The sequence below is a fragment of the Asanoa ishikariensis genome (assembly GCF_900107455.1).
GTDB lineage: Bacteria > Actinomycetota > Actinomycetes > Mycobacteriales > Micromonosporaceae > Asanoa > Asanoa ishikariensis.
This window is the reverse complement of the sequence record NZ_FNQB01000001.1, coordinates 2865479-2887224: the sequence shown is the minus strand read 5'-3', so window position 1 is coordinate 2887224 and position 21746 is coordinate 2865479. Positions and strand designations below refer to the sequence as shown.

General features: G+C 71.0%; 19 protein-coding genes. 9 read left to right on the top strand and 10 right to left on the bottom strand.

What is annotated here, in order from left to right; genetic code table 11:
- Positions 1 to 2 precede the first annotated feature (2 nt).
- Entirely contained in the window at positions 3 to 812 is an 810-nt protein-coding gene (locus BLV39_RS13515) for an SAM-dependent methyltransferase (RefSeq protein WP_090790740.1), read from the bottom strand.
- Entirely contained in the window at positions 809 to 1585 is a 777-nt protein-coding gene (locus BLV39_RS13510; RefSeq protein ID WP_090790739.1) for a class I SAM-dependent methyltransferase, read from the bottom strand. Before BLV39_RS13510 ends, BLV39_RS13515 begins: the two co-directional genes overlap by 4 nt.
- A 186-nt stretch (positions 1586 to 1771) precedes the next feature.
- Between BLV39_RS13510 and BLV39_RS13505 the strand changes: the two genes are divergently transcribed.
- Positions 1772 to 1996: a hypothetical protein gene (locus BLV39_RS13505; RefSeq protein WP_090790737.1), complete on the top strand. Its 225-nt coding sequence runs from the start codon at positions 1772 to 1774 to the stop codon at positions 1994 to 1996.
- Entirely contained in the window at positions 1993 to 4545 is a 2553-nt protein-coding gene (locus BLV39_RS13500) for a DUF4062 domain-containing protein (RefSeq protein WP_090790736.1), read from the top strand. Before BLV39_RS13505 ends, BLV39_RS13500 begins: the two co-directional genes overlap by 4 nt.
- On the opposite strand, the gene BLV39_RS13495 is transcribed toward BLV39_RS13500, so the two are convergent.
- On the bottom strand, positions 4542 to 5750 hold the full coding sequence (locus BLV39_RS13495; protein ID WP_090790734.1) for an NAD(P)/FAD-dependent oxidoreductase: 1209 nt from the start codon (positions 5748 to 5750) through the stop codon (positions 4542 to 4544). The genes BLV39_RS13500 and BLV39_RS13495 overlap by 4 nt on opposite strands.
- A 105-nt stretch (positions 5751 to 5855) precedes the next feature.
- Positions 5856 to 7724, bottom strand: a complete 1869-nt coding sequence (typA, locus tag BLV39_RS13490; RefSeq protein WP_090790732.1) for a translational GTPase TypA — start codon at positions 7722 to 7724, stop codon at positions 5856 to 5858.
- A gap of 129 nt (positions 7725 to 7853) precedes the next feature.
- Here typA and BLV39_RS13485 point away from each other — a divergent pair, with 129 nt between their 5' ends.
- Both BLV39_RS13485 and BLV39_RS13480 read left to right on the top strand, forming a co-directional pair.
- Positions 7854 to 9320: a VTT domain-containing protein gene (locus tag BLV39_RS13485; RefSeq protein WP_090790730.1), complete on the top strand. Its 1467-nt coding sequence runs from the start codon at positions 7854 to 7856 to the stop codon at positions 9318 to 9320.
- A 45-nt stretch (positions 9321 to 9365) separates the two neighbouring features.
- Positions 9366 to 10238, top strand: a complete 873-nt coding sequence (locus BLV39_RS13480; protein WP_090790728.1) for a lytic transglycosylase domain-containing protein — start codon at positions 9366 to 9368, stop codon at positions 10236 to 10238.
- On the opposite strand, the gene BLV39_RS13475 is transcribed toward BLV39_RS13480, so the two are convergent.
- Positions 10228 to 10896, bottom strand: a complete 669-nt coding sequence (locus BLV39_RS13475; RefSeq protein WP_090790726.1) for a class I SAM-dependent methyltransferase — start codon at positions 10894 to 10896, stop codon at positions 10228 to 10230. The genes BLV39_RS13480 and BLV39_RS13475 overlap by 11 nt on opposite strands.
- Positions 10897 to 10968: 72 nt before the next feature.
- On the opposite strand from BLV39_RS13475, the gene BLV39_RS13470 reads away from it, so the two are divergent.
- Positions 10969 to 11769: a serine hydrolase gene (locus BLV39_RS13470; RefSeq protein ID WP_090790724.1), complete on the top strand. Its 801-nt coding sequence runs from the start codon at positions 10969 to 10971 to the stop codon at positions 11767 to 11769.
- Here BLV39_RS13470 and BLV39_RS13465 read toward each other — a convergent pair.
- Entirely contained in the window at positions 11766 to 12560 is a 795-nt protein-coding gene (locus BLV39_RS13465; RefSeq protein WP_090790722.1) for a tyrosine-protein phosphatase, read from the bottom strand. The two genes, BLV39_RS13470 and BLV39_RS13465, sit on opposite strands and share 4 nt — an antisense overlap.
- 47 nt (positions 12561 to 12607) lie before the next feature.
- On the opposite strand from BLV39_RS13465, the gene BLV39_RS13460 reads away from it, so the two are divergent.
- Both BLV39_RS13460 and BLV39_RS13455 read left to right on the top strand, forming a co-directional pair.
- Positions 12608 to 13678, top strand: a complete 1071-nt coding sequence (locus BLV39_RS13460; protein WP_090791485.1) for a mandelate racemase/muconate lactonizing enzyme family protein — start codon at positions 12608 to 12610, stop codon at positions 13676 to 13678.
- A 235-nt stretch (positions 13679 to 13913) separates the two neighbouring features.
- Positions 13914 to 14804, top strand: a complete 891-nt coding sequence (locus BLV39_RS13455; RefSeq protein WP_239083899.1) for a C40 family peptidase — start codon at positions 13914 to 13916, stop codon at positions 14802 to 14804.
- 261 nt (positions 14805 to 15065) lie between these two features.
- Here the strand turns inward: BLV39_RS13455 and BLV39_RS13450 are convergent, their stop codons facing one another.
- A complete protein-coding gene (locus tag BLV39_RS13450) occupies positions 15066 to 16163 on the bottom strand; it encodes a TerC family protein (RefSeq protein WP_090790718.1) in 1098 nt (365 codons plus the stop codon).
- Between the two features lie 251 nt (positions 16164 to 16414).
- On the opposite strand from BLV39_RS13450, the gene BLV39_RS13445 reads away from it, so the two are divergent.
- Positions 16415 to 16714 (top strand): antibiotic biosynthesis monooxygenase family protein, encoded by a 300-nt coding sequence (locus tag BLV39_RS13445; RefSeq protein WP_090790716.1) that lies wholly within the window; start codon positions 16415 to 16417, stop codon positions 16712 to 16714.
- 371 nt (positions 16715 to 17085) lie between these two features.
- Here BLV39_RS13445 and BLV39_RS13440 read toward each other — a convergent pair whose 3' ends face one another.
- Entirely contained in the window at positions 17086 to 17568 is a 483-nt protein-coding gene (locus BLV39_RS13440; protein ID WP_090790715.1) for a GNAT family N-acetyltransferase, read from the bottom strand.
- 51 nt (positions 17569 to 17619) lie between these two features.
- On the opposite strand from BLV39_RS13440, the gene BLV39_RS13435 reads away from it, so the two are divergent.
- Entirely contained in the window at positions 17620 to 18381 is a 762-nt protein-coding gene (locus tag BLV39_RS13435) for an SDR family oxidoreductase (RefSeq protein WP_090790713.1), read from the top strand.
- 312 nt (positions 18382 to 18693) lie between these two features.
- On the opposite strand, the gene BLV39_RS13430 is transcribed toward BLV39_RS13435, so the two are convergent.
- Positions 18694 to 19530 (bottom strand): helix-turn-helix domain-containing protein, encoded by an 837-nt coding sequence (locus tag BLV39_RS13430; RefSeq protein ID WP_090790712.1) that lies wholly within the window; start codon positions 19528 to 19530, stop codon positions 18694 to 18696.
- Positions 19527 to 21662 carry an excinuclease ABC subunit UvrB gene (uvrB, locus tag BLV39_RS13425; protein ID WP_090790710.1) on the bottom strand — a complete coding sequence of 712 codons (2136 nt, stop codon included), beginning with the start codon at positions 21660 to 21662 and terminating at the stop codon, positions 19527 to 19529. The genes BLV39_RS13430 and uvrB overlap by 4 nt, the downstream gene beginning before the upstream one ends.
- Between the last annotated feature and the right edge of the window lie 84 nt (positions 21663 to 21746).

Here is a 21746-nt window from a genome sequence, read left to right as displayed (position 1 = left end):
CCTTACGGCTTTCGGGCGAGCCCGCCGTAGACGGACACCTGGGTGTCGGTCGGCGGCTCGCCCGCGTCGGCGTCCGGGCGCCAGGCGGGCAGCACCCGCACACCCGGGTCGACGACGTCGAGGCCGGTGAAGAACCGCTCGATGTCCGGCTTCGACCGCACCTGCATCGTCACGCCGCTGCGCCGGTAGACCGCCGCCACGCCTTCCCAGGCGCCCGGGTCGAAGTCGCCGGTGAGGTGGGACAACGCCAGGTAGCTGCCCGAGGGCAACGCGTCGAGGAGCCGCTGCACGACGCCGTACGGGTCGTCGTCGTCACCGACGAAGTGCATGATCGCGATGAGCAGCAGGCCGACCGGCTGGTCCAGGTCGATGGTCGCGCGCAACGCCGGCGAGGCGAGCAGGGCGTCGACGTCCCGCAGGTCCGCGTCGAGGTATTCGGTGCGACCCCGCGAGCCGCTGGTCAGCAGCGCGCGGGCGTGCACGAGCACCATCGGGTCGTTGTCGACGTAGACGACCCGGGCCTCCGGCGTCACGGACTGGGCGACCTCGTGCACGTTCGGCGAGGTCGGGATGCCGGTGCCGATGTCGAGGAACTGCCGGATGCCGGCCTCGGCCGCGAGATGGCGCACGACCCGGCGCAGGAAGGCGCGGTTCTCCCGGGGTGGGATCCGGCTGTGGGGGTTGGCCCGCAGACCCTGCGCGGCGGCGGCCCGGTCGGCTTCGAAGTTGTCCTTGCCGCCCAGCAGATAGTCGTAGACCCGTGCCGGATGCGGCCGGTCCGAGTGCAGGTGCGCCAACGCCTCGTCGGTCATCGCGCCATGTTATGCGAACTCCGGCGTGCGAGATGGACCCAGATGTCGGCGGTCAGCTCCACCGTTTCGGGCAGGACCCGCAGGATCTGGTCGAAGACCTGTTCCCGCACCGCGGCCGGCAGCTCCAGATAGGCCGACACGGTCGAAAGATGGCCGACGTAGTCGCGCGCGCTCACGGTCAGGCGGCGCTCCACAATGCACTGCCGGACGTCGGTGAAGAGTGCTGAGGCCCGGAGCTCGGTGCCCGGCCACTGCATCTCGTGCTCGGGCGGTGTCCCGTCCGGCGACGGGATCTCGTCGGTCTCCAGGAACGGCGCCCGGGCCGCGTGCACGGCTTCCGCGACGGCGGGGTCGGTGAGTTGGAACGGCCCGCCGAACGAGCTGAAGACGCCGCCGGGCTTCAGCAGCGCGGCCACCTTCTCGGGCCGCCCCTCCGGGTTCGTCCAGTGGAGTGCGGCCGCCGCGTAGACCAGGTCATAGCTCTCACCCGGTTGCAGGTCCTCGAACGCGGCCCGCACGGGGGTGACGGTGGCCGGCACGTGGCGGGACAGCTCGGCGAGCATGGCCTCGTCCGGCTCGGTCGCGGTGACCGCGATCCCGTGGGCCGCGAACAGCCTGGTCGCCTTGCCCGTCCCGGCGCCGATCTCGAGGGCGGTCCGGAGCGGCTGGCCCGCGTAGGCCAGGACCAGGTCGTGGAGCGCGTCGGGATAGCCGGGCCGGAACCGCTCATAGGCCTCCGCGACGGTCCCGAAGCTCAGCGCGCGTGCGGACATGCGGAGCATCGTGACACGGCGCCCGTCCCGGCGCTCCACCTTTTCCCGTCGCGCTTAGAGTGATTTGCGGCGTTTCGGCCGCGCCGAGAAGGGACGCGGTGGTGACCACACTGATCCGGATCGCGCTGGCCATCCTTTTCCTCGACGAGTTGCTCGTCGGGTTCTGGAACCAGGTCTTTCCCGAGCGTGTTCACCATCCCGGCGGCCGCGGCGTTCTCGGTCTTCGCCATACCGCACTTCTTCTTCCACCTGGCGCACCTGCAACACGCCACCGCCTGGGAAGCCGCGTACGTCACCGGTGCGAACGCCATCGTCGCCCTGCTCGGCCTGCTCGTCATCGTCCTGACGCTGATCCGGGACGCCCGGGACCGACGGCGATTAGGCTCGAAAGTTGGAGGCGGCCCACGATGACCGAGATCCGCACGCCCGACCAGCGGCTTCGGGTCTTTGTCAGCTCCACGATGAACGAGCTGGCGGACGCACGCGTCGCCGCGCGCCGCGCCATCGAGCAGCTCCACCTCACCCCGGTGATGTTCGAGCTGGGCGCCCGCCCCTACCCGCCCCGGGACCTCTACCTGGCCTACCTGTCGCAGAGCGATGTGTTCGTGGCCGTCTACGGCGAGAGCTACGGCACCATCGAGCCGGGGCGCACCGTGTCCGGGCTCGAGGACGAGTTCCTCTCCGCGAACGGCAAACCCCAACTGGTGTACGTGCAACGACCGGCGCCCAACCGCGAGCCCAGACTGGCCGAGCTGCTGAAGCGGGTGGCCGGCAGCGGTGTCTCCTACCGCACGTTCCGCCACCCCAAGGAACTGGTCGCGCTCATCGGTGGCGACCTCGCGCTGCTCCTGAGCGAGCGGTTCGGCGCCACGAGTCCCGCCGAGCCGGCCGCGCCCGCCGATCGGGTCCCGGACGACGACCTGCGCCGCCTGCGGGCCACGAACACGTTCGTCGGGCGCCGACGGGAGCTGGACACCCTGCGGGCGCTGTCGACCGACCCGCGGACCCGACTGGTCACGCTGGTCGGGCCCGGAGGCATCGGCAAGACCCGGCTGGCCGTGGAGCTCGCGGCGTCGGTCGCGCCGGAGTTCGAGTCCGTCGCGACGGTCGACCTCGACCAGCTCTCCTCGGCACCGCAGGTGCCACCGGCGATCGCCGCCGCCCTCGGCGTCCCCGAGACACCCGGCCTGTCTCTGGTCGACGCGCTCGTCGGCTCCGTGGACGCGCACCGGATCCTGCTCCTGCTCGACAGCTTCGAACACGTCGTCGACGTGGCTCCCGTGATCGCCGAGCTGGTCACCCGCACTTCCCGCCTGACCGTGCTGGTGACCAGCCGGGAGCCGTTGCACCTCAGCGGTGAGCACGTTTTCGAGGTGCCGTCCCTCGGCGTGCCCGACTGGTCCGACAGCACCGACCACGCGAAGCACTCCGAGGCGGTCGAGCTGTTCGCCGACCGGGCTGCCGCTGCCGGCGCGCACCTACGCCTGGACGACGCCGAGGTGCGCACGATCTCCGACATCTGCCGGCGCCTCGACGGCCTCCCGCTCGCCATCGAGCTGGCCGCGCCGCGGACCAGGATGCTGGAGCTCGACGACCTGCTGGCGCGCCTCGACCGCAGCTTCGACATGTTCGCGCCCGGAGCCCGTGACCTGCCCTCGCGGCAGCGCACGCTGCACTCCACCATCGCCTGGAGCTACGACCTGCTCGACCGGGCCGACCAGCTTCTGTTCACCCGCCTCGGGGTGTTCGCGGGGAGCTTTCGGCTGGAGGCCGCGGAGACGATCTGCGGCGCCGACCTCGACGCGCCCGTCTTCGACGGCATCTCGTCCCTTGTGGACAAGGCGTTGCTGCGGCCCGACCACTCGATCCACGGCGAGCCCCGGTTCGCCATGCTCCAGGTCGTCCGGGAGTTCGCGACCGGCCGCCTGACGGACGCGGGCGAGGCCGACCAACTGCGCCAGCGGCACGCCGAGTACTTCCGGCAGCAGACCCTCGACGTCGGTGCGGCGGTCGCCGACCATCCCCGGATCCGGCCCCTCGTGCAGCAGTGCGTCGCCGACCACGACAACTTCCGCGCGGCGCTGGAGTGGTTCCTCTCCACCGACGACACCGACTCGACGGTACGGATGGGTCTGGCGATCTGGCCGGTGCTGTTCACCCAGGGGCTCGCCAGCGACGTCGAGGACGCGATGGACCGGGCTCTGGCGTCGTCCCTCACCGGCGACACCCGCGCGTACGCCCAACTGGTGCTCGGCATGATGGCGTTCCTGCGCGCCGACTACGACCGGGCCTCCGAGGTGTTGCCGCCGGCGCGCGAGCGATTCGTCGCACAGGGCGCCGAACGCGAGGCGGCGACGGCGTCGGTCGCGTTGGGCCTCATGCGCGTTCCGACCGACCCGGACGGCGGCGAGCGCCAGCTCTCCGCTGCCGTCGACACCTTCCGCCGGCTGGCCGAGCCATGGTGGCTGATGTTCGCGCTGTGCGCGCTGGGCTCGGCACGGGTGACCATGCGCCACGAGGCCGACGCGATCCCCCCGCTCGAGGAGAGCGGGCGGCGCGCGCTCGAGCTGGAGGACGACGTGCTGGTCAGCAACGGCCTGGTCGCACTCGGGTGGGCACACCTGCGCCAGGGCGACCTCGCGGTGGCCGGAAAGGAGCTCGGCGACGCGCTGCGGCGGGCCGTGACGTTCGGCAGCCGCGAAACCATCCCGCGGGCACTGGACGCCCTCGCCGCGGTAGCCGAGCGTTCCGGCGACACCGACCGGGCCGCGACGCTGTTCGGTGCCGGCCTGGGCGTACGCGGCACGCTGGGCAGCGACGTCTGGGGCATCGACCAGGAAGCCCACGCCGAGACCGCCGAGCGCCTGCGGAGCCGCCTGGGCGACGAGCCGTACCGCCGGTTGACCGCTCGGGGCGCCAGCCTCGCCCTGGACGACGTGCTCGAGCTCGCCTCCGGTTAAGGCCCGGGGTGGCCGACGAGCTTGCCGATGTTCTCCGGTGCGAAGAACTCCACGGGTGAGGTGACACCGGAGTTGAGGCGGGCGAAGGCGTCCATCGCGTCCTGGTTGCCGGCCATCGCCGACACGAGCTGGACCATCTGCTCGTCCGGCGGCTGCAACGAGGCGATCTGCAGCGTCATCTGATAGACCGGCATCGCGCGGGTGTCCCGGGCGGAGTGGTAGCCGGCCAGCGCCGAGTCGTAGGCCTCCGTGCCGGCCAGCGCCGCCTCCAGTGCCACGGCCAGGCCCTCGGCGTCCAGGAACGCGTCGGTGATGCCCTGCGCGGTGATGAAGTCGCGGCTGTAGCCGGCGTCGCCGACCAGGGCCCAACCCGGGCCGTACGGCAGCCGGAAGTAGTTCGGCACCGACGTGCCGACGATCCGCTCCTCGCGCTTGGCGTCACGGATCCGCTCGGCGAACGCGGGCGAGGTCTCGAACGTGGCCATCAGCTCGGCCTCGACGTCGTTGCGGTGGTCGGCGAGCTCCGCGTGGGGCCAGCCACCGATGACCAGCGTCAGGTCGTCGTTCGTGGGGCACACGGCCCAACCGCGGCCCGGCCGGCTGTAGGCCTCGAACGTGTCGGTGGGCAGGTTGCTCCAGTAGGAGTAGTAGCCGACGGTCAGCGCGGGCCGGTCCTCGTAGACCGCCGGCGCCATCGTCTTGGCGACCACCGAGTTGCGGCCGTCGGCGCCGACCACCACGCGGGCACGCTCCACAACGGACGCACCGCCGTGGTCGTGGCCCCGGATCCCGGTCACCTGGCCGTCGTCGACCAGCACCTCGTCGACGGTGAACCCCTCGCGGACCTCGACGCCGGCGGCCACCGCGGCATCCACCAGGATCTTGTCGAGGAGTTGGCGGCGCGGCGCGTACGCGTAGGGCGAGCCCTCATCGCCCGGCGCCCCGGCCAACGCGATCGGCCCGAAGTCGAACGAGTAGCGGCCCACGGGCGGGCAACCGGTCGCCACGACCTCGTCGAGCAGCCCCCACCGACGCAGCGCGGCCACGCCCGGCGGGTGGATGACGTGCGTGGACACCGTGTCGCTGGGGAAGGTCGCGCGGTCCACCAGCAGCACCCGGTGGCCCTGCCGGGCCAGCAGCATCGCCAACGGCGACCCCGCGCAGCGCGCACCCACCACAATGACGTCGTACGACAGATCCGCCATCTCGCCCCTTACTCGGTTCCCCGAGCCATGATGGAACGATCACCCTCCACTGTGAAGGGGCCGCACGGTCGAACATCGACCAGGCGGCCCCTCTGCAGCGAACGGTCAGCCGGCGTGCTTGCGGCGGGCGGCGGCCCGGCCACGGATGGTCTGGTCCAGAACGACCTTGCGGATGCGCACGGAGGTCGGGGTGACCTCGACGCACTCGTCCTCGCGGCAGAACTCGAGGGCCTGCTCCAGGGAGAGCTTCCGCGGCGGGATGACCTTCTCGGTCTCGTCCGAGGTGGACGCCCGCATGTTGGTGAGCTTCTTCTCCTTGGTGATGTTGACGTCCATGTCGTCCGCGCGGGAGTTCTCGCCGACGATCATGCCCTCGTACACCTCGGTGCCCGGCTCGACGAACAGCGAGCCGCGCTCCTGGATGTTGATCATCGCGAACCCGGTCACCGCACCGGACCGGTCCGCGACCAGGGATCCGTTGCCCCGGGTACGCAGCTCCCCGAACCACGGCTCGTAGCTCTCGAACACGTGGTGCAGGATGCCCGTGCCGCGGGTGTCGGTGAGGAACTCCGTGCGGAAGCCGATCAGGCCGCGGGCCGGGACCAGCCACTCCATCCGGATCCAGCCTGTGCCGTGGTTGACCAACTGCTCCATCCGGCCCTTGCGGGTCGCCAGGAGCTGAGTGATCGCACCCAGGTATTCCTCCGGGGCGTCGATGGTCAGCCGCTCGACCGGCTCGCAGGTCTTGCCGTCGATCTCCCGGGTGACCACCTGCGGCTTGCCGACGGTGAGCTCGTAGCTCTCGCGGCGCATCTGCTCGACCAGGATCGCCAGCGCCAGCTCGCCTCGGCCCTGGACCTCCCACGCGTCGGGGCGGTCGGTGGGCAGCACGCGCAGCGAGACGTTGCCGATCAGCTCACGGTCGAGGCGGTCCTTGACCATCCGGGCCGTGACCTTGGCGCCCTTGACCCGGCCGACCAGCGGCGAGGTGTTGGTGCCGATGGTCATGGAGATCGCCGGCTCGTCGACGGTGATCAGCGGCAGCGGGCGGGGGTCGTCGGCGTCGGCCAGGGTCTCGCCGATCATGATCTCCGGGATGCCCGCGACGGCCATGATGTCGCCGGGGCCGGCGGACTCGGCCGGCTTGCGCTCCAGGCCCTCGGTCATCAGCAGCTCGGAGATCCGGACCCGCTCGGTGGTGCCGTCGATCTTGCACCAGGTGACCGTCTGACCCTTGCGGATCGTGCCCTCGCGGACCCGGCACAGGGCCAGGCGGCCGAGGAACGGCGACGCGTCGAGGTTGGTCACGTGCGCCTGGAGGGGCGCGCCCTCCTCGTACGACGGTGCCGGGATGGTGTCCAGCAGGGTCTGGAAGAGCGGCTCCAGCGAGTCGCTGTCGGTCGGCACCGTGCCGTCGACGGGCTGGCCCAGCGAGGCGATGCCGTCGCGGGCGCAGGCGTACACGATCGGGAAGTCGATCTGGCTGTCGTCGGCGTCGAGGTCGAGGAACAGCTCGTACGTGTCGTCGACGACCTCTTTGATGCGGGCGTCCGGCCGGTCCACCTTGTTGATCACCAGGATGATCGGCAGGCGGGCCTTGAGCGCCTTGCGCAGCACGAACCGGGTCTGGGGCAGCGGGCCCTCGCTGGCGTCCACCAGCAGGACGACGCCGTCGACCATGGTCAGGCCGCGCTCGACCTCGCCGCCGAAGTCGGCGTGGCCAGGGGTGTCGATGATGTTGATGACCACCGGTTCGCCGTCCGCGGGCGCGTACGTGATGGCGGTGTTCTTGGCGAGAATGGTGATGCCCTTCTCGCGCTCAAGATCCATCGAGTCCATCATGCGGTCGGTGGTGAGCTCGTTGCGGGCATGGAACTGGCCGCCCTGGCGCAGCATCGCGTCGACAAGAGTTGTCTTGCCGTGGTCGACGTGGGCCACGATGGCGACGTTGCGGAGATCGGAACGGGTCGGCATGCCTCCATCCTCCCGGGTGCGCGCGAGGCGACCCCGTCGGGGTATCCCGGAGGTGGCCCGGATCTCTGGTTATCCGCTATTTTCCGACATCCCGCGCTGGCATGCTGGACCGGTGGGCCGGGGGACGCAATGGTCGATCTACTGACACGGCTGGCGGATCTGCCGCCAGTCGTCATCTACGTGATCGCCTTCACATTGATCGCGGGCGAGACCGCAGTGCTGCTCGGGCTGGTGTTCCCAGCCGAGGCGACGCTGCTGCTCGTCGGATTTCTATCTTTCACGGGCACGCTCGACCTGCGGGTGACGCTGGGGCTGATGGTGGTCGCGGGGCTGCTCGGTGACTCGCTGGCCTTCCGGGCCGGACGGCGCTACGGCACCCGGCTGCGCGAGGGGCGCTGGGGCGAGCGGGTCGGTGCCGAGCGCTGGGCCAAGGCCGAGGGCATGCTGCACCGCCTCGGCGGGCGCGGCGTCCTAGGTGCCAGGTTCGTAGCGTTCGGCCGCACGCTGGTGCCCCGGCTCGCCGGTGCCGCCGGCATGCCGTACCGCCGGTTCGTTTCCTGGAACGCGCCTGGCGTCCTGCTCTTCGCCAGCGCGTCGGTGCTGGTCGGCTACGTGGCCGGCGAGTCATACGAGACGGTCTCCGAATACCTGGGCAAGGCCACCGGCGCCGTGGTGATCCTGCTCCTGACGATCGTCGTGATCGTCCTGGCCGGCCGCTGGCTCGGCCGCAACCCCGACCCCTTCCGGGCGCTGGTCGCCAGGGCCGGCGCGCTGCCGCCGCTGCGCTGGGTCAACCAGCGCTTCGGGGTGCTGTTCTTCCTGCTCACGATGCGGCTCGGCCGGGGCTGGGCGCTGCTGGCCAACCTGGTCGCCGGGGTCGCCCTGCTCTTCGGCATCGGCTTCGGGCTCGCGTTCGTGATGAAGTGGGCCGTCGACCAGAGTGGCCTGAGCGTGGTCGACGACAACATCGCCGGCTGGTTCGCGCTGCGCCGCACCGATCCGGCCGTCGACGCCGCCCGCGAGACCCTCGGCATCCTGCGCGGCTCCTGGCTGATCCTGGTGGTCGCGCTCGTCGCGGTCGTGCTGGCCTGGCGACACCGGTCCCTGCGCAGTGACCTGGTCACCGTCGTCACCACGGCCGGCGCGTTCGTGCCGCTGGTGCTGCTCGCGGTGATCTCCGACCTGACCCGGGCCGGCGACCTGACCCCGGCCAGTTCCTCGGTGTCGGGCCTGTTCCCGAGCCAGAACGCGGTGATCACCGCCGGCTTCTGCACGCTGGCCTGGCTGCTGTCCCGGCGCCGGCACTGGCCGCTGCGCGTGGCGCTCTGGACGGTGGCCGCCGCGGCGATCGCGAGCCTCAGCGGCGCCCGCCTCTATCTCGGTTGGAGCGTGGCCAGCGAGACGGCCACCTCGGTGCTGCTCGGCGTGATGTGGACCGTCTTCTTCATGGTGGCCTTCGCCAGCCGCGACGACGGGACGACCGAGGAGCCGGCGGCGTACGTTGAGGGTCCGGTCGCCGAGGAGGCGCCTGTGCTGTCCGAAACCGACGGTGGCGGGCTGGCCCCCGCACCCCAGGCCGCGCAACCGGGGCGGTAGGAAGCCACTCCGGCTGATAGCGTCCCCCCGTCACGGGGAGGTGCGATGCGACGGTCACGTCGTCTTTCGATCGCGGTCTGTGCGGTGGCTCTGGCGCTGGTGGCGACCGGTTGCGGTGCGCAGGGTGACGGCCCGGCGAAGAAGACCGGCGGCGGTGTCGAGAACGCGGCGTCGACGACCACGACCGACGAGGGCGCCAACACCTGGGACGACTACGCCGAGGACGCCGAGCCGAAGTCCGCCACGGGCCTCGGTGCCGCGCCCGCCGCGCTGCCCACGAAGGTCCCGCCGTCGCCACGCCCCCGGCCCACCGGCACCAAGAAGAGCCCGCCCCGCCGCCCGACGACGGAGAAGCTCCCGCCGAAGCCGCCGCCGAACCAGGCAGGCTGCACCCGGCCCCGCTACGAGGGTGCCCGGGCCAGCCAGGCCAACGTCAAGATCGCGCTGACCGACGCCGCGGCGATCACCTACTGGCCGACCAGCGCGCCGAGCATCAAGGTGCCGCTCAACCTGGTGAAGGCCACCGCCTGGCAGGAGAGCGGCTGGCAGTCCAACATCATCGCCTGCGACGGCGGCATCGGCCTGATGCAGGTCATGGCGGACACCGCTGCCTTCGTCAACCAGCGGTTCGACAAGAGCTACGACATCAAGGCCTACCGCGACAACGCCCAGCTCGGCGCCAACTACCTGGCCTGGCTGATCAAATACTTCGGCGACGCCTACTTCGAGAGCGACTACTCGGTCGACGCCGCCGACTGTGCCAGCCACTCGGACCTGTGCCTGCTCAACGCGGTGATCGCCGCCTACAACTTCGGGCCGGGAGCGGTCGACACCCCCGACGGCCTGGTGATCCCCAACCCGCGTTACGTCGACAACGTCCGCTCGCTGATGACCAACTGCGAGTGCCTCAGCTTCTGACCCGCACGGCCCGGAACGCGAAGGTGTCGGCGATCCCGTTCGGGCTCGACTCGGCCACCCGGTCGATCCGCAGCCCGGCGTCGACGACGGCGTTGAGCAGGTCGGCCAGCGGCACGTGCCAGGCGCCGACCCGGGCCCGCACGCCGTGCGGCGCCCAGGCGTCGAAGGTGCGCGCCGTCTCGGCGTAACGCGTGTTGATCGTGATCAGGTCGGCGTCGGAGCGGTCCGCGAACGCACCCACGAAACAGGGGTGCACCCCGACGTGCACCAGCCGGCCGCCGGGCACCAGCACCCGGGCCGCCTCACGCAGCACCGCCGCGTAGTCGGGCAGGTCCGTGTGGGCCAGCACGCAGGCGACGGCCGGCACGCTCCCGTCGCGCAGCGGCAGCCGGGTCGCGTCCCCGGCCACGGCCGGGAGCCGTCCCTTCGCCCAGCGGAGCTGTCCCTGGGACAGGTCGACTCCGACCGGCGTCCAGCCGAGCCCACGGATCGTCGCGGCGTGCGCACCCCCGCCGCAGCAGAGGTCGAGGCAGCTCCCGGAGCCCGGACCGAGCAGGTCGGCGAGATGCACGCGCACCCGGTCCATATAGGACGAGGCGATGGCGGTGTAGTCCTCGTACCAGTCGGCGTGGGCGTCGTACGCGGGAGGGGCCGTCATCCCGGCACGCTAACCCCGTGGCCGGGCGGGTGGGCCGATGTTCGCGGAGAGCGCACACTATCGTCGGACCCGATGAAGAGCTGGGACGAGGTCGACGAGGCGCTGGCCGCCGCGCCGGGCACCGCCGCCGCCTGGGTCGGGCCGGTCGGCGGGCCGCCGGTCTACGCACGGCTGGCCGATGCGACGCACTACGCCGCGAGCACGATGAAGGTGGGCGTGCTGGTCGCCCTGCACCGTGCGGGGCTCGACCTCGACGCGCCGGTGGTTGTCCACAACAGACACGAGTCGGCGCTGCCGGGCGCGGAGCCCTTTGCCAACGACCCGGCCGAGGACAGCGACACCGCCACGTGGGCGCTACTGGGCGGCACCAGCACCCTGCGCGCCCTGGCCCGCCAGATGATCGTCCGGTCCGGCAACCTGGCCACCAACCTCTGCGTCGGCGCCGTCGGCCTGCCGGCGGTGAACGAGGTGTGGCGGCTGGCCGGCGCCACCCACAGCGTCACCGCCCGCGGCATCGAGGACGCGGCGGCCCGGCTCGCCGGCATCGACAACCGGGTCACCGCCGGCGACCTGGCGGCGCTGTTCGGCGCGGTGGTGGCCGGCGACCTGGTCCCGCCCGGGGCCCGGCGCGAGGTGCTCGCGCTGCTGGAGGCCAACGAGCACCGCGACGACCTGGTCGCCGGCCTGCCGGAAGGCACCCGGGTGGCACACAAGAACGGCTGGATCACCGGCGTACGGCACGGGGCCGGCATGGTCTTCCCGGGAGACGCTCCCCCGTACACGGTGGTGGTCTGCACCACGACGACCCTGCCCGACGAGGAGGCCTGCGCCCTGGTCGCCGCGGTGTCGGCCGCCGCCTGGCGAGCGCGCTAGTCGAGCAGGCGTTCCCGCAGCTCGGCCTTGAGGGCGTCGTCGATGCCGAGGGCGTCGCGCAGGTAGGTGTCCATGTCGCCGTGCCGGCGGGCGACCTCGTCGTACGCGGCATCGAGGTAGTTCTCGCGCGCTTCCAGGACGGGGCGGATCGCGTCGAGGTCCAGGCCAGGGCGGCGGACGAGCATCGCACCCATGATCGATTCGTTGACGCCGTCGGCCAGGTCGTTGGTGCGCAGGTAGTCCGCGCGGATCGTCGCGGCGTCGACGCCGAGGGCGGTCAGCAGGATCACGGCCAGCCAGCCCGTGCGGTCCTTGCCCGCGCTGCAGTGGAACAGCAGGGGCAGGTTGTCCGACTCGGCGACGGTCCGCACGGCGCGGGTAAACGCCTCGATCGCGGTCGGGTCGGAGACGAACCAGCGGTAGATCGCCTCCATCGCGCCGGTGGTGCCCTCGCGGGCCAGGGCCTCGTACGCGGACAGGTCATGACCGAGCATCACCGCCGAGACGTACGTGAAGACCGGGTGCCTGGGGTCGTGGACCGGGATGTGCACGACCCGCGTCTCGCCGGCCAGCCGGTCCGGCGGTGCCACCTCGATCTCGTGCGCGCTGCGCAGGTCGACCACGCACGACAGGTCCAGCTTGCCCAGCGTCGGCAGGTCCTCGTCGACCAGCCGGCCCAGCCCGCTGGCCCGGATCAGGGCGCCGGACCGGACCAGGCGCCCACCCGCCCCGACGTATCCACCGAGGTCACGGGCGTTCGGCGCACCCGACAACGACCATTCCACCGCCATGGACGATCCTTCCGTCACTCTCAGCCCCTCCGGATAGGGTGCCCTACGTGACGATCGAGGATGTCAGAACCCATCGGGTACGTGCCCCCCTGCACACGCCGTTCGTCACGGCGCTGCGCCGGGCGACGTCGGTGGAGACGCTGATCGTCGAGATCGTCGACCACGACGGCCTGTCCGGCTTCGGCGAGGCGCCGCAGGTCTGGCAGGTGACCGGGGCGTCGCTGGCCGGCTCGGAGGCGTGCGTCGCGTCCATCCTGCGGCCGCTGATGGTCGGTCGGGACCCGGACGACCTCGTCGCGCTCACCCGGGTGACCGCCGGAGCCGTCGCGGGCAACGAGGCGGCCAAGGCGGCCGTCGACGTCGCGCTGCACGACCTGGCCGCGCGCCGCCTCGGCGTACCCCTGGCGCGGTTGCTCGGAGGCACGGCCCTGCGGGTGCCGACCGACGTGACGCTGACCGCGGCCGACGAGATCGGCGTCGCCGACGCCGCACGGGCGCGGGTCTCCGAGGGTTTCACGGTGCTCAAGGTCAAGGTCGGCGCCGACCCGGCGACGGACCTGGCCCGGATCCGCGACGTGCGGGCCGCGGCCGGCTCCGGAGTGCGGATCCGGCTCGACGCCAACCAGGGCTGGGGCGCCAAGGAGGCGGTCCGGATCATCCGCGCCGCCCAGGATCTTGGCGCCGACCTGGAGCTCGTCGAGCAGCCGGTGCACCACCGCGACATCGAGGGCCTGCGCTGGGTCACGGATCGGGTGGACGTGCCGATCCTCGCCGACGAGTCGGTGTACGGGATCCGCGACCTGGTCACCGTGATCCGCCACCGGGCCGCGGACATGGTCAACGTCAAGCTGGCCAAGTGCGGCGGGCTCGGCCCGGCCCGCACCCTGCTCTCGCTGGCCGAGGCGCACGACATGGGCACGATCGTCGGCACGATGATGGAGAGCCCGGTCGGGGTGGGCGCGGCCGCGAGCCTGGTCGCGGCCTACGGGACCACCGCCGTCGCCGACCTGGACGCCGCCTGGTGGCTGGCGAGCTCGCCGGTAGTGGGCGGGCTGACCTACGAGCCGGGCGCCGTGATCCTTCCGGACGCGCCGGGGCTGGGGATGAGCTTGCCCTGACCTCGCGTTGCACCGGGCCGCCTGGCTGGTTGTCACCGAAACGTGTTTCGGTCTCATGAGCTGGAACGACTGTCCAGTCGGGCGAACGGGGTCGGCCATGTGGGCAGAATGAAGGAGAGTTGCAGCAGGCGATTGAGTGATGGCGAAGACTTTCGTAGCCTGGCTGACAGGGGTGGGGACCCCGTCGGCGGTGCGGACGGGGGGCGGGCGAGTGCGACCGGACAGGCAGCGAGAGGTGCGGGCAGGCAGCGACGCGATGGTGCGAGTGGCCGTCGCGACACTGTGGTCCACACCGGACGCGGTTCGTCCGATTGACAGCCGCGCGCTCGGGCGCACCGCCGACATCCCCTCCTGGGTGGCGTCGATGTCGGCCGAGCAGCAGATCGGCGACGGTGTGCTGAGCCAGCTTCTGCTGGGTGAGCGGGTCCGCGTCGACGAGGTACGCGACGACGGCTGGGTCCGGGTGGTCGCGCTCCAGCAGCCCGGCGCACGCGACCGGCGCGGCTACCCGGGATGGATCCCGGCGGAGCAGCTCAGCCAGGCGGGCTCCGGTGACACCCCCGCGGGCGACGACACCACCCTTGTCGTCGACGCGACCTCGACCGACCTACGCGCCACGCCCGGCGGCCCGGTGGTGCTGGCCAACGTCATGATCGGCACTCGGCTGATGCCGCTGGGCGAGCTCGTCGACGGCTGGTGGCCGGTAGGCGCCGGCGACGGACTGATGTGGGTGGCGGCCGCCGACGTGACCACTCTCGGCCAGCCCGCCGCAGCGCTCGAGGTGGCCTCCAGACTGCGCGGCGTGCCCTATGTCTGGGGCGGCCTCTCCGCGTACGGCATCGACTGTTCCGGTCTGGTGCACCTGTCCTGGCGCCGTTGTGGGGTGGTGCTCCCCCGCGACGCCGCCGACCAGGCCGACGCGACCCGCTCGGTGCCGCTGGGCTCGGAGCGCCCCGGTGACCTGTACTTCTTCGCCCGCCCCGGCCGCCGCATCCACCACGTGGGCATCGTGACCGGCTCCCGGCGAATGCTGCACGCCTGCTACACGCAGCGGCGGGTGGTGGAGGAGCCACTGCCAGAGGCACGTGAGGCGACCCTCGTGGCGGCGCACCGGGTAGTCGGCTGAGTTCCCCCGCCGCCGGGGAATGGTCTCGCCGGGTCGGTGGTTGTGATCAGTGTCGGTGTGTTCAGTGTCCCCGGGCCTCACCTAAATTGCCGTCGCGGAATACCGTCAGGCTGGAGCCGCGTCGCGCCACTCGCCGAGAGGCGACCTGCACACCGACACCTGAGGACGCCGCCCCGGCCAACGCCGGGAGCGGCGTTTTCAGCATTCCGCCCCCCGGCATGCGAGACGGCCCCCGCCGTTGGCGGGGGCCGTCACTACGCATTAGCTGCCGACGCTGGTCAGCTCGCGTCCTTTGCGTTTGTCCCGGGCCGATTTGGCCAGGCTCGCCACCGTCGCTATCAGCAGCGTGCCCAGGATGACTGTCAGGGACAGCCAGATCGGGATGTGCGGTGCCCAACTGATGTGCTCGCCGCCGTTGATGAACGGCAGGTTGTTGTCGGCCAAGGCCTCCAGGACCAGCTTCACGCCGATGAAACCGAGCACGAAGGCCAGGCCGATGTTGAGGTAGACCAACCGGTCGAGCAGGCCGCCGAGCAGGAAGTACAACTGCCGGAGGCCCATCAGCGCGAAGACGTTGGCGGTGAAGACCAGGTAGGGCTCCTTGGTCACGCCGAAGATCGCGGGGATGGAGTCCAGCGCGAAGATCAGGTCCGTCGTGCCGATCGCGATCATCACTACCAGCATCGGCGTGAACAGACGCTTGCCCATGCTGTCCCGGGTGGTGAGCTTGGCACCGTCAAAGTCGCGGGAGAACGGGACGGCACGCCGTACCCACCGGATGACGATGTTTTCCTTGAAATCTTCTTCTTCAGGCTCACCCTGGCGCGCGAAGTTGATGGCCGTGTAGACCAGGAACGCGCCGAAGATGTAGAACACCCACGAGAACTGGCTGATCAGCGCAGACCCGGCGGCGATGAACCCGCCACGCATCACCAGCGCCAGGATGATGCCGACCAGCAGCACTTCCTGTTGCAGATGTCTGGGCACGGCGAACCGCGACATGATGATCACGAAGACGAACAGGTTGTCGACGCTGAGGCTGTACTCGGTCAGCCAACCGGCATAGAACTCGCCGGCGAAGGTGGCGCCCGATGTGAACCACAGCCCCAGCCCGAACAGCAGGGCGAGGCCGACGTAGATCGAAACCCAGATCGTCGACTCTTTGATGCTCGGCTCATGTGGCCGTCGACCGATGATCAAAAGGTCGGCCAACAAGACCGCGACCATCACCACGAGGGTGACGGCCCAGACGAGCGGGGTTACGTGTAAAGACGACGCGTTCAAATAGACCTCCGGCAGGCAGCCCACATCGCCGTCTGGCGAGGTGCTGGGTCGTGACTGTCGGGAGGTCTCTTCCATCGCCTGGCCTGGGTAGGCCGGGCGACCGACGTTGCCGGGTCGACGCCCAGCTCACGCTGGGCGACTGCCGTGCTGACGACAACGCCTGCGGGGGAATACTCCCCTCCTCGAGCGCCATTCTCCCCCATCGGACCCGGTTTTGACACATCGACCATCGCGACTCACCTGTGATCTGGTGCGACATAACACTGCGTGTACGCCGTCCTAGGATGTTTCGGGTGTCTCCGTTGGGTCGTGGGAAGCTTCCGGCCATGATCCTCGAGGTTGCGCTCATCGACATCAGGCCGGGCGAGGAGGAGGCGTTCGCCGCCGCCTATCGGAAGGCCCACCCGATCGTCCGGGGTACGCCCGGCTTCCGCTCCATCCGCATGACCCGAGGCGTGGAGTCACCGTCGCGCTTCGTGCTGCTCGTCGAATGGGACAGCGTCGAGGCCCACCTGGAGAACTTCCGCGCTTCGGAGCGCTTCAACGAATGGCGCGGCCTGATCGGCCAGTACTTCGCCGGTCCCCCGCTCGTCGAACACTTCACGGACGTGCCGACGGACGCCTGAGGTCGGGGTCAGGTATCGCCGGCGACCTGGGCGGGTCGTCGGCGACGTTTGGCGTGCTTGCACCGCGAAGCCTGGCCGGGTCGAAGCCCGCGACCCTGCACAAACCGCGTGGTCAAGTCTCCGCGGTGGGCCAGCCTTGGCGGTGGGCCAGCCTTCGCGGTAGGCCAACCCTCGCGATAGGCCAGTCTCCACAGTTGGCCAATCCTCCCGCCCTAGTGCCAGCCTTTGCGGCAGTGCCAGTCTCCGCGGCGACCTGGGCTTGGAGGAGTCGGTCGGCGTACGAAAGGGCCCTAGGACCCGTCGGAGCCTCGCAGCGATGGGTTCCTGCGGCAGCGCGACGCCGTGGTTGGTCAGCGCTGCGGCGCGGCAGGTCAGAGGTCGCGGATGTGGCGAAGGCCTGGGCGGCCGGGCAGGACGACCTCGCCGACCGGGGTGAAGCCGTTGCGGCGGAGAACCGTCAGGGAACCGGGGTTGTCCAACGCTGCCGATGCGACCAGCCGGCGCAGCCCGTAGCTGTCCCGGGCCAGGTCGCACACCTGGCGCACCGCGTCGGTCGCGACACCGCGACCGGCCGCGTGCTCAGCGACCCGAAAGCCGAGCTCCGCACTGCCGTCAGCGACGTCGACCAGGTTGAAGCGGCCGAGCACCGTCTCGCCGTCGTCGTCGATCAGCAGGTGGAAGTGGTCGAGGCCGGCCGTCTGTGCGGCGAGCAGGTCGGCGTGGCGGGCGGCGAAGTCGGTGAAGTACGCGTCGCCGCGGTCAGAGATGAAGCGCACGAAGTAGGCCCGGTTCTCCCGCTCGAACCGGAGCAGAGCGGCGGCGTGACCGGCGTTGAGCCGTTGGAGATCGGGCATCGCGTCATATTAGGCGCGCGTTCGGAGATCGACATGTGCTTTAGTCGCCCGATGACGGATCGCGTAGCGCTCGTGACCGGGGTCAGCAGACGGGCCGGGATCGGCGCGGCGGTCGCCCGACGGCTGGCGGGCGACGGGCATCGGCTTCTGTTGAGCGGGCTGCCGTCCTACGACGCCGACCAGCCCTACGGCGGCGACCCCGACGGCGTTCCAGCCATCCTGGCCGAGCTGACGGGCGGGCCGCACCACTACTCCCCCGTCGACCTGACCGACCCCGCCGCCCCGGCCGCGCTGGTCCGGGCGGCGGTCGACCGGTTCGGCCGGGTGGACACGCTCGTCGCGGTGCACACCTACTCGACCAGCAACACCTTCGGCGAGTTGGACCCCGACGAGATCGACCGACACCTGATCGTCAACGTCCGGGCGACGATGCTGCTGATCGAGGCATACGCGGCCGCACACCACGGCGGCTCCGGCCGGGTCGTGTTGTTCTCCAGCGGTCAGCGGCTGGGTCCGATGATCGGAGAGCTCCCCTACGCGGTCAGCAAGGCCGCCGTGGAGAACCTGACCCAGCAGCTCGGGACCACGCTGATGCATCGCGGCATCACCATCAACTGTCTGAACCCCGGGCCGACCGACACCGGTTGGGCCACGCCCGACGACCAGGCCGCCGCGGCCCATCTCTTCCCCGGCGGCAGGTGGGGCGCGCCGGACGACGCCGCCCGGCTGGTCGGCTGGCTCTGTTCACCGGACGCGTCGTGGGTCACCGGCCAGGTGATCGACTCGGAGGGCGGCTTCAACCGCTACGGCTGACAAACCGCGACCGTCGAGCGATGCCGCAGGCCGGTCCCGCCGCGGCGCCGCACCAGGTTCACCCCGGCAGTCACGCACCGCGGACCGCCGGGCCACGCCGCAGCCTCACCGCGCCACCGCATGGCCACGCCGCAAGCCAGCCTCACCGCGCCACCGCCGGGCCGCGCCACAGACCAGCCTCACCGCGCCACCACCACAGATATCGCCTCGGCAGGCACGAACCCCACGACTGACCGCTGGGCCGCGGACAGCACGACCCAACGGCCACGAAGCCGCGAGGCGCGCACGCCGTTCAGCGGCGGCGCGGAGCCGTCAGGCCTCGGCTGCCGTCAGGAGCGCCGGGCTGTCGGCCGGCGACGTGGCCAACCGCGCCGGGGTCGAGCCGGTGAACGTGCGGAAGTCGCGGATCAAGTGCGCCTGGTCGTAGTAGCCCGCGTCCGCAGCGACCGAAGCCCACCCCTCGTCCGCCGCGCGCCCCGCGAGCCGATACGCGCGCTCGAAGCGGACCAGCCGCCCCAACACCTTGGGTGGCAGCCCAAGCTCTCGCCGAAAGACGGCACCAAGGTGGCGTCGGCTCCAACCGACGGATGCGGCAAGCGCGTCGACCGGGATCGCGCCGCGGCTGCGGCGCAGCGAATGCCACGCGCCGGCCAGTCGGCGGTCCGGCTCAGGGGTGTCCGCCAGCCGGGCGCCGAACGCCCGGTCGAGCAGCGCGAACCGCTCGTCCCAGCCGGCCGCCGCCCCGAGTCGCGCGGGCAGCGCGCGGAAGTCGCGCAGCCCCGGGCCGTCCAGGGAGTCGACCGCGACCACCCGATTGGCGACCTCGCCCAACGGCCGCCCCAGGATGCGGGCCGCGACCAGCGGGTCGAGCATCACCTGCACGCCCGACGCGGTGCCCGGCGCGGTGACCGTGTCGACGTAGCAGTCGGACAGCCCGGCCGCGAAGGACGCCACGCCGGTCGCGCCGCCGGACGGGCCGCGCGGGTCGCGGACGTCCAACGACGCACCCCAGCCGAGCACCAGGACGCAGCGGGAGACGGCGACCTCGCGGCGGGCGAGCGGACCCGCGGCCCACTCGGCGTAGCCGACGTAGGGGCCGACGGTCCGTCGGAGCGCGCCCGTGGGCGCTCCGACGGTGTAGCCGATCATTTGACTCCGGCCACGTCCATGCCGCGTAGCTCCTTCTTGAGCTCGTGCACCTCGTCGCGGATGCGGGCCGCCAGCTCGAACTGGAGGTCGCGCGCCGCGGCCAGCATCTGGTCGTTGAGCTGCTGGATGAGCTGGGCCAGGTCGTGCCGGGCCATGCCCTCGCGGGACGGCCGGGCCGCCGCTGCCTTGCCCTTGGAGCGGGTCTCCGGCACGGGGCCCTTGCCGCGGGACATCTGGCGCCCACCACCGCCGACGATGGCGCCGCCGGGGCCGTGGCCGCCGAGGGCGCCCTCGGTGTCTTCGGCCTCGCGGTAGATGTCGTCGAGGATGTCGTGGATCTTCTTGCGGAGCGGCTCGGGCGAGATGCCGTTGGCCTCGTTGTGCGCCACCTGCTTGGCCCGCCGGCGGTTGGTCTCGTCGATCGCCTGGGCCATCGAGGGGGTCATCTTGTCGGCGTACATGTGGACCTGGCCGGAGACGTTTCGCGCGGCCCGGCCGATGGTCTGGATCAGTGACCGGCCGCTGCGCAGGAAGCCCTCCTTGTCGGCGTCGAGGATCGACACCAGGGACACCTCGGGCAGGTCGAGGCCCTCGCGCAGCAGGTTGATGCCGACCAGCACGTCGTAGTCGCCCTTGCGCAGCTCGCGCAGCAGCTCGACCCGGCGCAGCGTGTCGACCTCGGAGTGCAGGTAGCGCACCCGGATGCCGTGCTCCAGCAGGTAGTCGGTCAGGTCCTCGGACATCTTCTTGGTCAGCGTGGTGACCAGCACCCGCTCGTCGCGCTCCGTGCGCAGCCTGATCTCGTGCATCAGGTCGTCGATCTGGCCCTTGGTCGGCTTGACGACGACCTCGGGGTCGATCAGGCCGGTCGGCCGGATGACCTGCTCGACGAACTCGCCGCCCGACTCGCGCATCTCCCACGGGCCAGGCGTCGCCGAGAGGAACACCATCTGCCCGACCCGGTCGAGCACCTCGTCGAACCGCAACGGCCGGTTGTCGGCCGCGCTGGGCAGCCGGAAGCCGTGCTCGACCAGCAGCCGCTTGCGGGACGCGTCGCCCTCGTACATCGCGCCGATCTGCGGGACCGTCACGTGCGACTCGTCGATCACCGTGACGAAGTCGTCGGGGAAGTAGTCGAGCAGGCAGAACGGCGGGTCGCCGTGGTCGCGCCCGTCGATGTGCATCGAGTAGTTCTCGATGCCGTTGCAGAACCCGACCTGACGCATCATCTCGACGTCGTAGGTCGTGCGCATCCGTAGCCGCTGCGCTTCGAGGAGCTTGTTCTGCCCCTCCAACTCCGCCAGGCGCTCGGCCAGCTCGACCTCGATGCGCCCGATCGCGCGCTCCATCCGCTCGGCGCCGGCCGCGTAGTGCGACGCCGGGAAGATGAACAGGTCGTCGACCTCGCGGATCACTTCACCGGTCAGCGGGTGCAGGTAGTAGAGCTTCTCGATCTCGTCGCCCCACAGCTCGACCCGGACGGCCAGCTCCTCGTAGGCCGGGATGATCTCCAACGTGTCGCCGCGGACCCGGAACGTGCCACGGGTGAACGACATGTCGTTGCGCGTGTATTGGATGTCGACCAGCCGGCGCAGCACCTTGTCACGGTCGATCTCGGCACCGCGCTTGAGCCGGACCGCCTGGTCGAGGTATTCCGACGGGGTGCCCAGGCCGTAGATCGCCGAGACGGTGGCGACCACCACCACGTCGCGCCGCGTGAGCAGCGACATCGTCGACGAGTGCCGGAGCCGCTCGACCTCCTCGTTGACCGACGAGTCCTTCTCGATGTAGGTGTCGGTCTGCGGGATGTAGGCCTCGGGCTGGTAGTAGTCGTAATAAGAGACGAAGTATTCGACGGCGTTGTTGGGCAGCAGCTCGCGGAACTCCTTGGCGAGCTGTGCACAGAGTGTCTTGTTGGGCGCGAGCACCAGGGCGGGCCGCTGCAGCCGCTCGATCAGCCACGCGGTCGTCGCGCTCTTGCCGGTGCCGGTGGCGCCGAGGAGCACCGAATGCCGGTCACCCGCGCGCACCCGCCGCTCAAGCTCGTCAATGGCCGCCGGCTGGTCGCCCGCGGGCTTGTAGTCGCTGACGACCTCGAACCGCCGGTCGGTGCGGGGGATGTCCAGGGTCATGCCTCTAAAACTACGTCGGGGGTACGACATCTTCCCGGGACGGGACGTTGCGTGCGTGATCGGCTTCGATATTGCCATTGTGTG

Excerpts from the sequence above, each read along its gene's own strand:
- BLV39_RS13515 (WP_090790740.1), bottom strand. The coding sequence starts at position 812 with ATGACCGACGAGGCGTTGGCGCACCTGCACTCGGACCGGCCGCATCCG.
- BLV39_RS13510 (WP_090790739.1), bottom strand. The coding sequence starts at position 1,585 with ATGTCCGCACGCGCGCTGAGCTTCGGGACCGTCGCGGAGGCCTATGAG.
- BLV39_RS13500 (WP_090790736.1), top strand. The coding sequence starts at position 1,993 with ATGACCGAGATCCGCACGCCCGACCAGCGGCTTCGGGTCTTTGTCAGC.
- BLV39_RS13495 (WP_090790734.1), bottom strand. The coding sequence starts at position 5,750 with ATGGCGGATCTGTCGTACGACGTCATTGTGGTGGGTGCGCGCTGCGCG.
- typA (WP_090790732.1), bottom strand. The coding sequence starts at position 7,724 with ATGCCGACCCGTTCCGATCTCCGCAACGTCGCCATCGTGGCCCACGTC.
- BLV39_RS13485 (WP_090790730.1), top strand. The coding sequence starts at position 7,854 with ATGGTCGATCTACTGACACGGCTGGCGGATCTGCCGCCAGTCGTCATC.
- BLV39_RS13480 (WP_090790728.1), top strand. The coding sequence starts at position 9,366 with ATGCGACGGTCACGTCGTCTTTCGATCGCGGTCTGTGCGGTGGCTCTG.
- BLV39_RS13475 (WP_090790726.1), bottom strand. The coding sequence starts at position 10,896 with ATGACGGCCCCTCCCGCGTACGACGCCCACGCCGACTGGTACGAGGAC.
- BLV39_RS13470 (WP_090790724.1), top strand. The coding sequence starts at position 10,969 with ATGAAGAGCTGGGACGAGGTCGACGAGGCGCTGGCCGCCGCGCCGGGC.
- BLV39_RS13465 (WP_090790722.1), bottom strand. The coding sequence starts at position 12,560 with ATGGCGGTGGAATGGTCGTTGTCGGGTGCGCCGAACGCCCGTGACCTC.
- BLV39_RS13450 (WP_090790718.1), bottom strand. The coding sequence starts at position 16,163 with ATGGAAGAGACCTCCCGACAGTCACGACCCAGCACCTCGCCAGACGGC.
- BLV39_RS13445 (WP_090790716.1), top strand. The coding sequence starts at position 16,415 with ATGATCCTCGAGGTTGCGCTCATCGACATCAGGCCGGGCGAGGAGGAG.
- BLV39_RS13440 (WP_090790715.1), bottom strand. The coding sequence starts at position 17,568 with ATGCCCGATCTCCAACGGCTCAACGCCGGTCACGCCGCCGCTCTGCTC.
- BLV39_RS13435 (WP_090790713.1), top strand. The coding sequence starts at position 17,620 with ATGACGGATCGCGTAGCGCTCGTGACCGGGGTCAGCAGACGGGCCGGG.
- BLV39_RS13430 (WP_090790712.1), bottom strand. The coding sequence starts at position 19,530 with ATGATCGGCTACACCGTCGGAGCGCCCACGGGCGCGCTCCGACGGACC.
- uvrB (WP_090790710.1), bottom strand. The coding sequence starts at position 21,662 with ATGACCCTGGACATCCCCCGCACCGACCGGCGGTTCGAGGTCGTCAGC.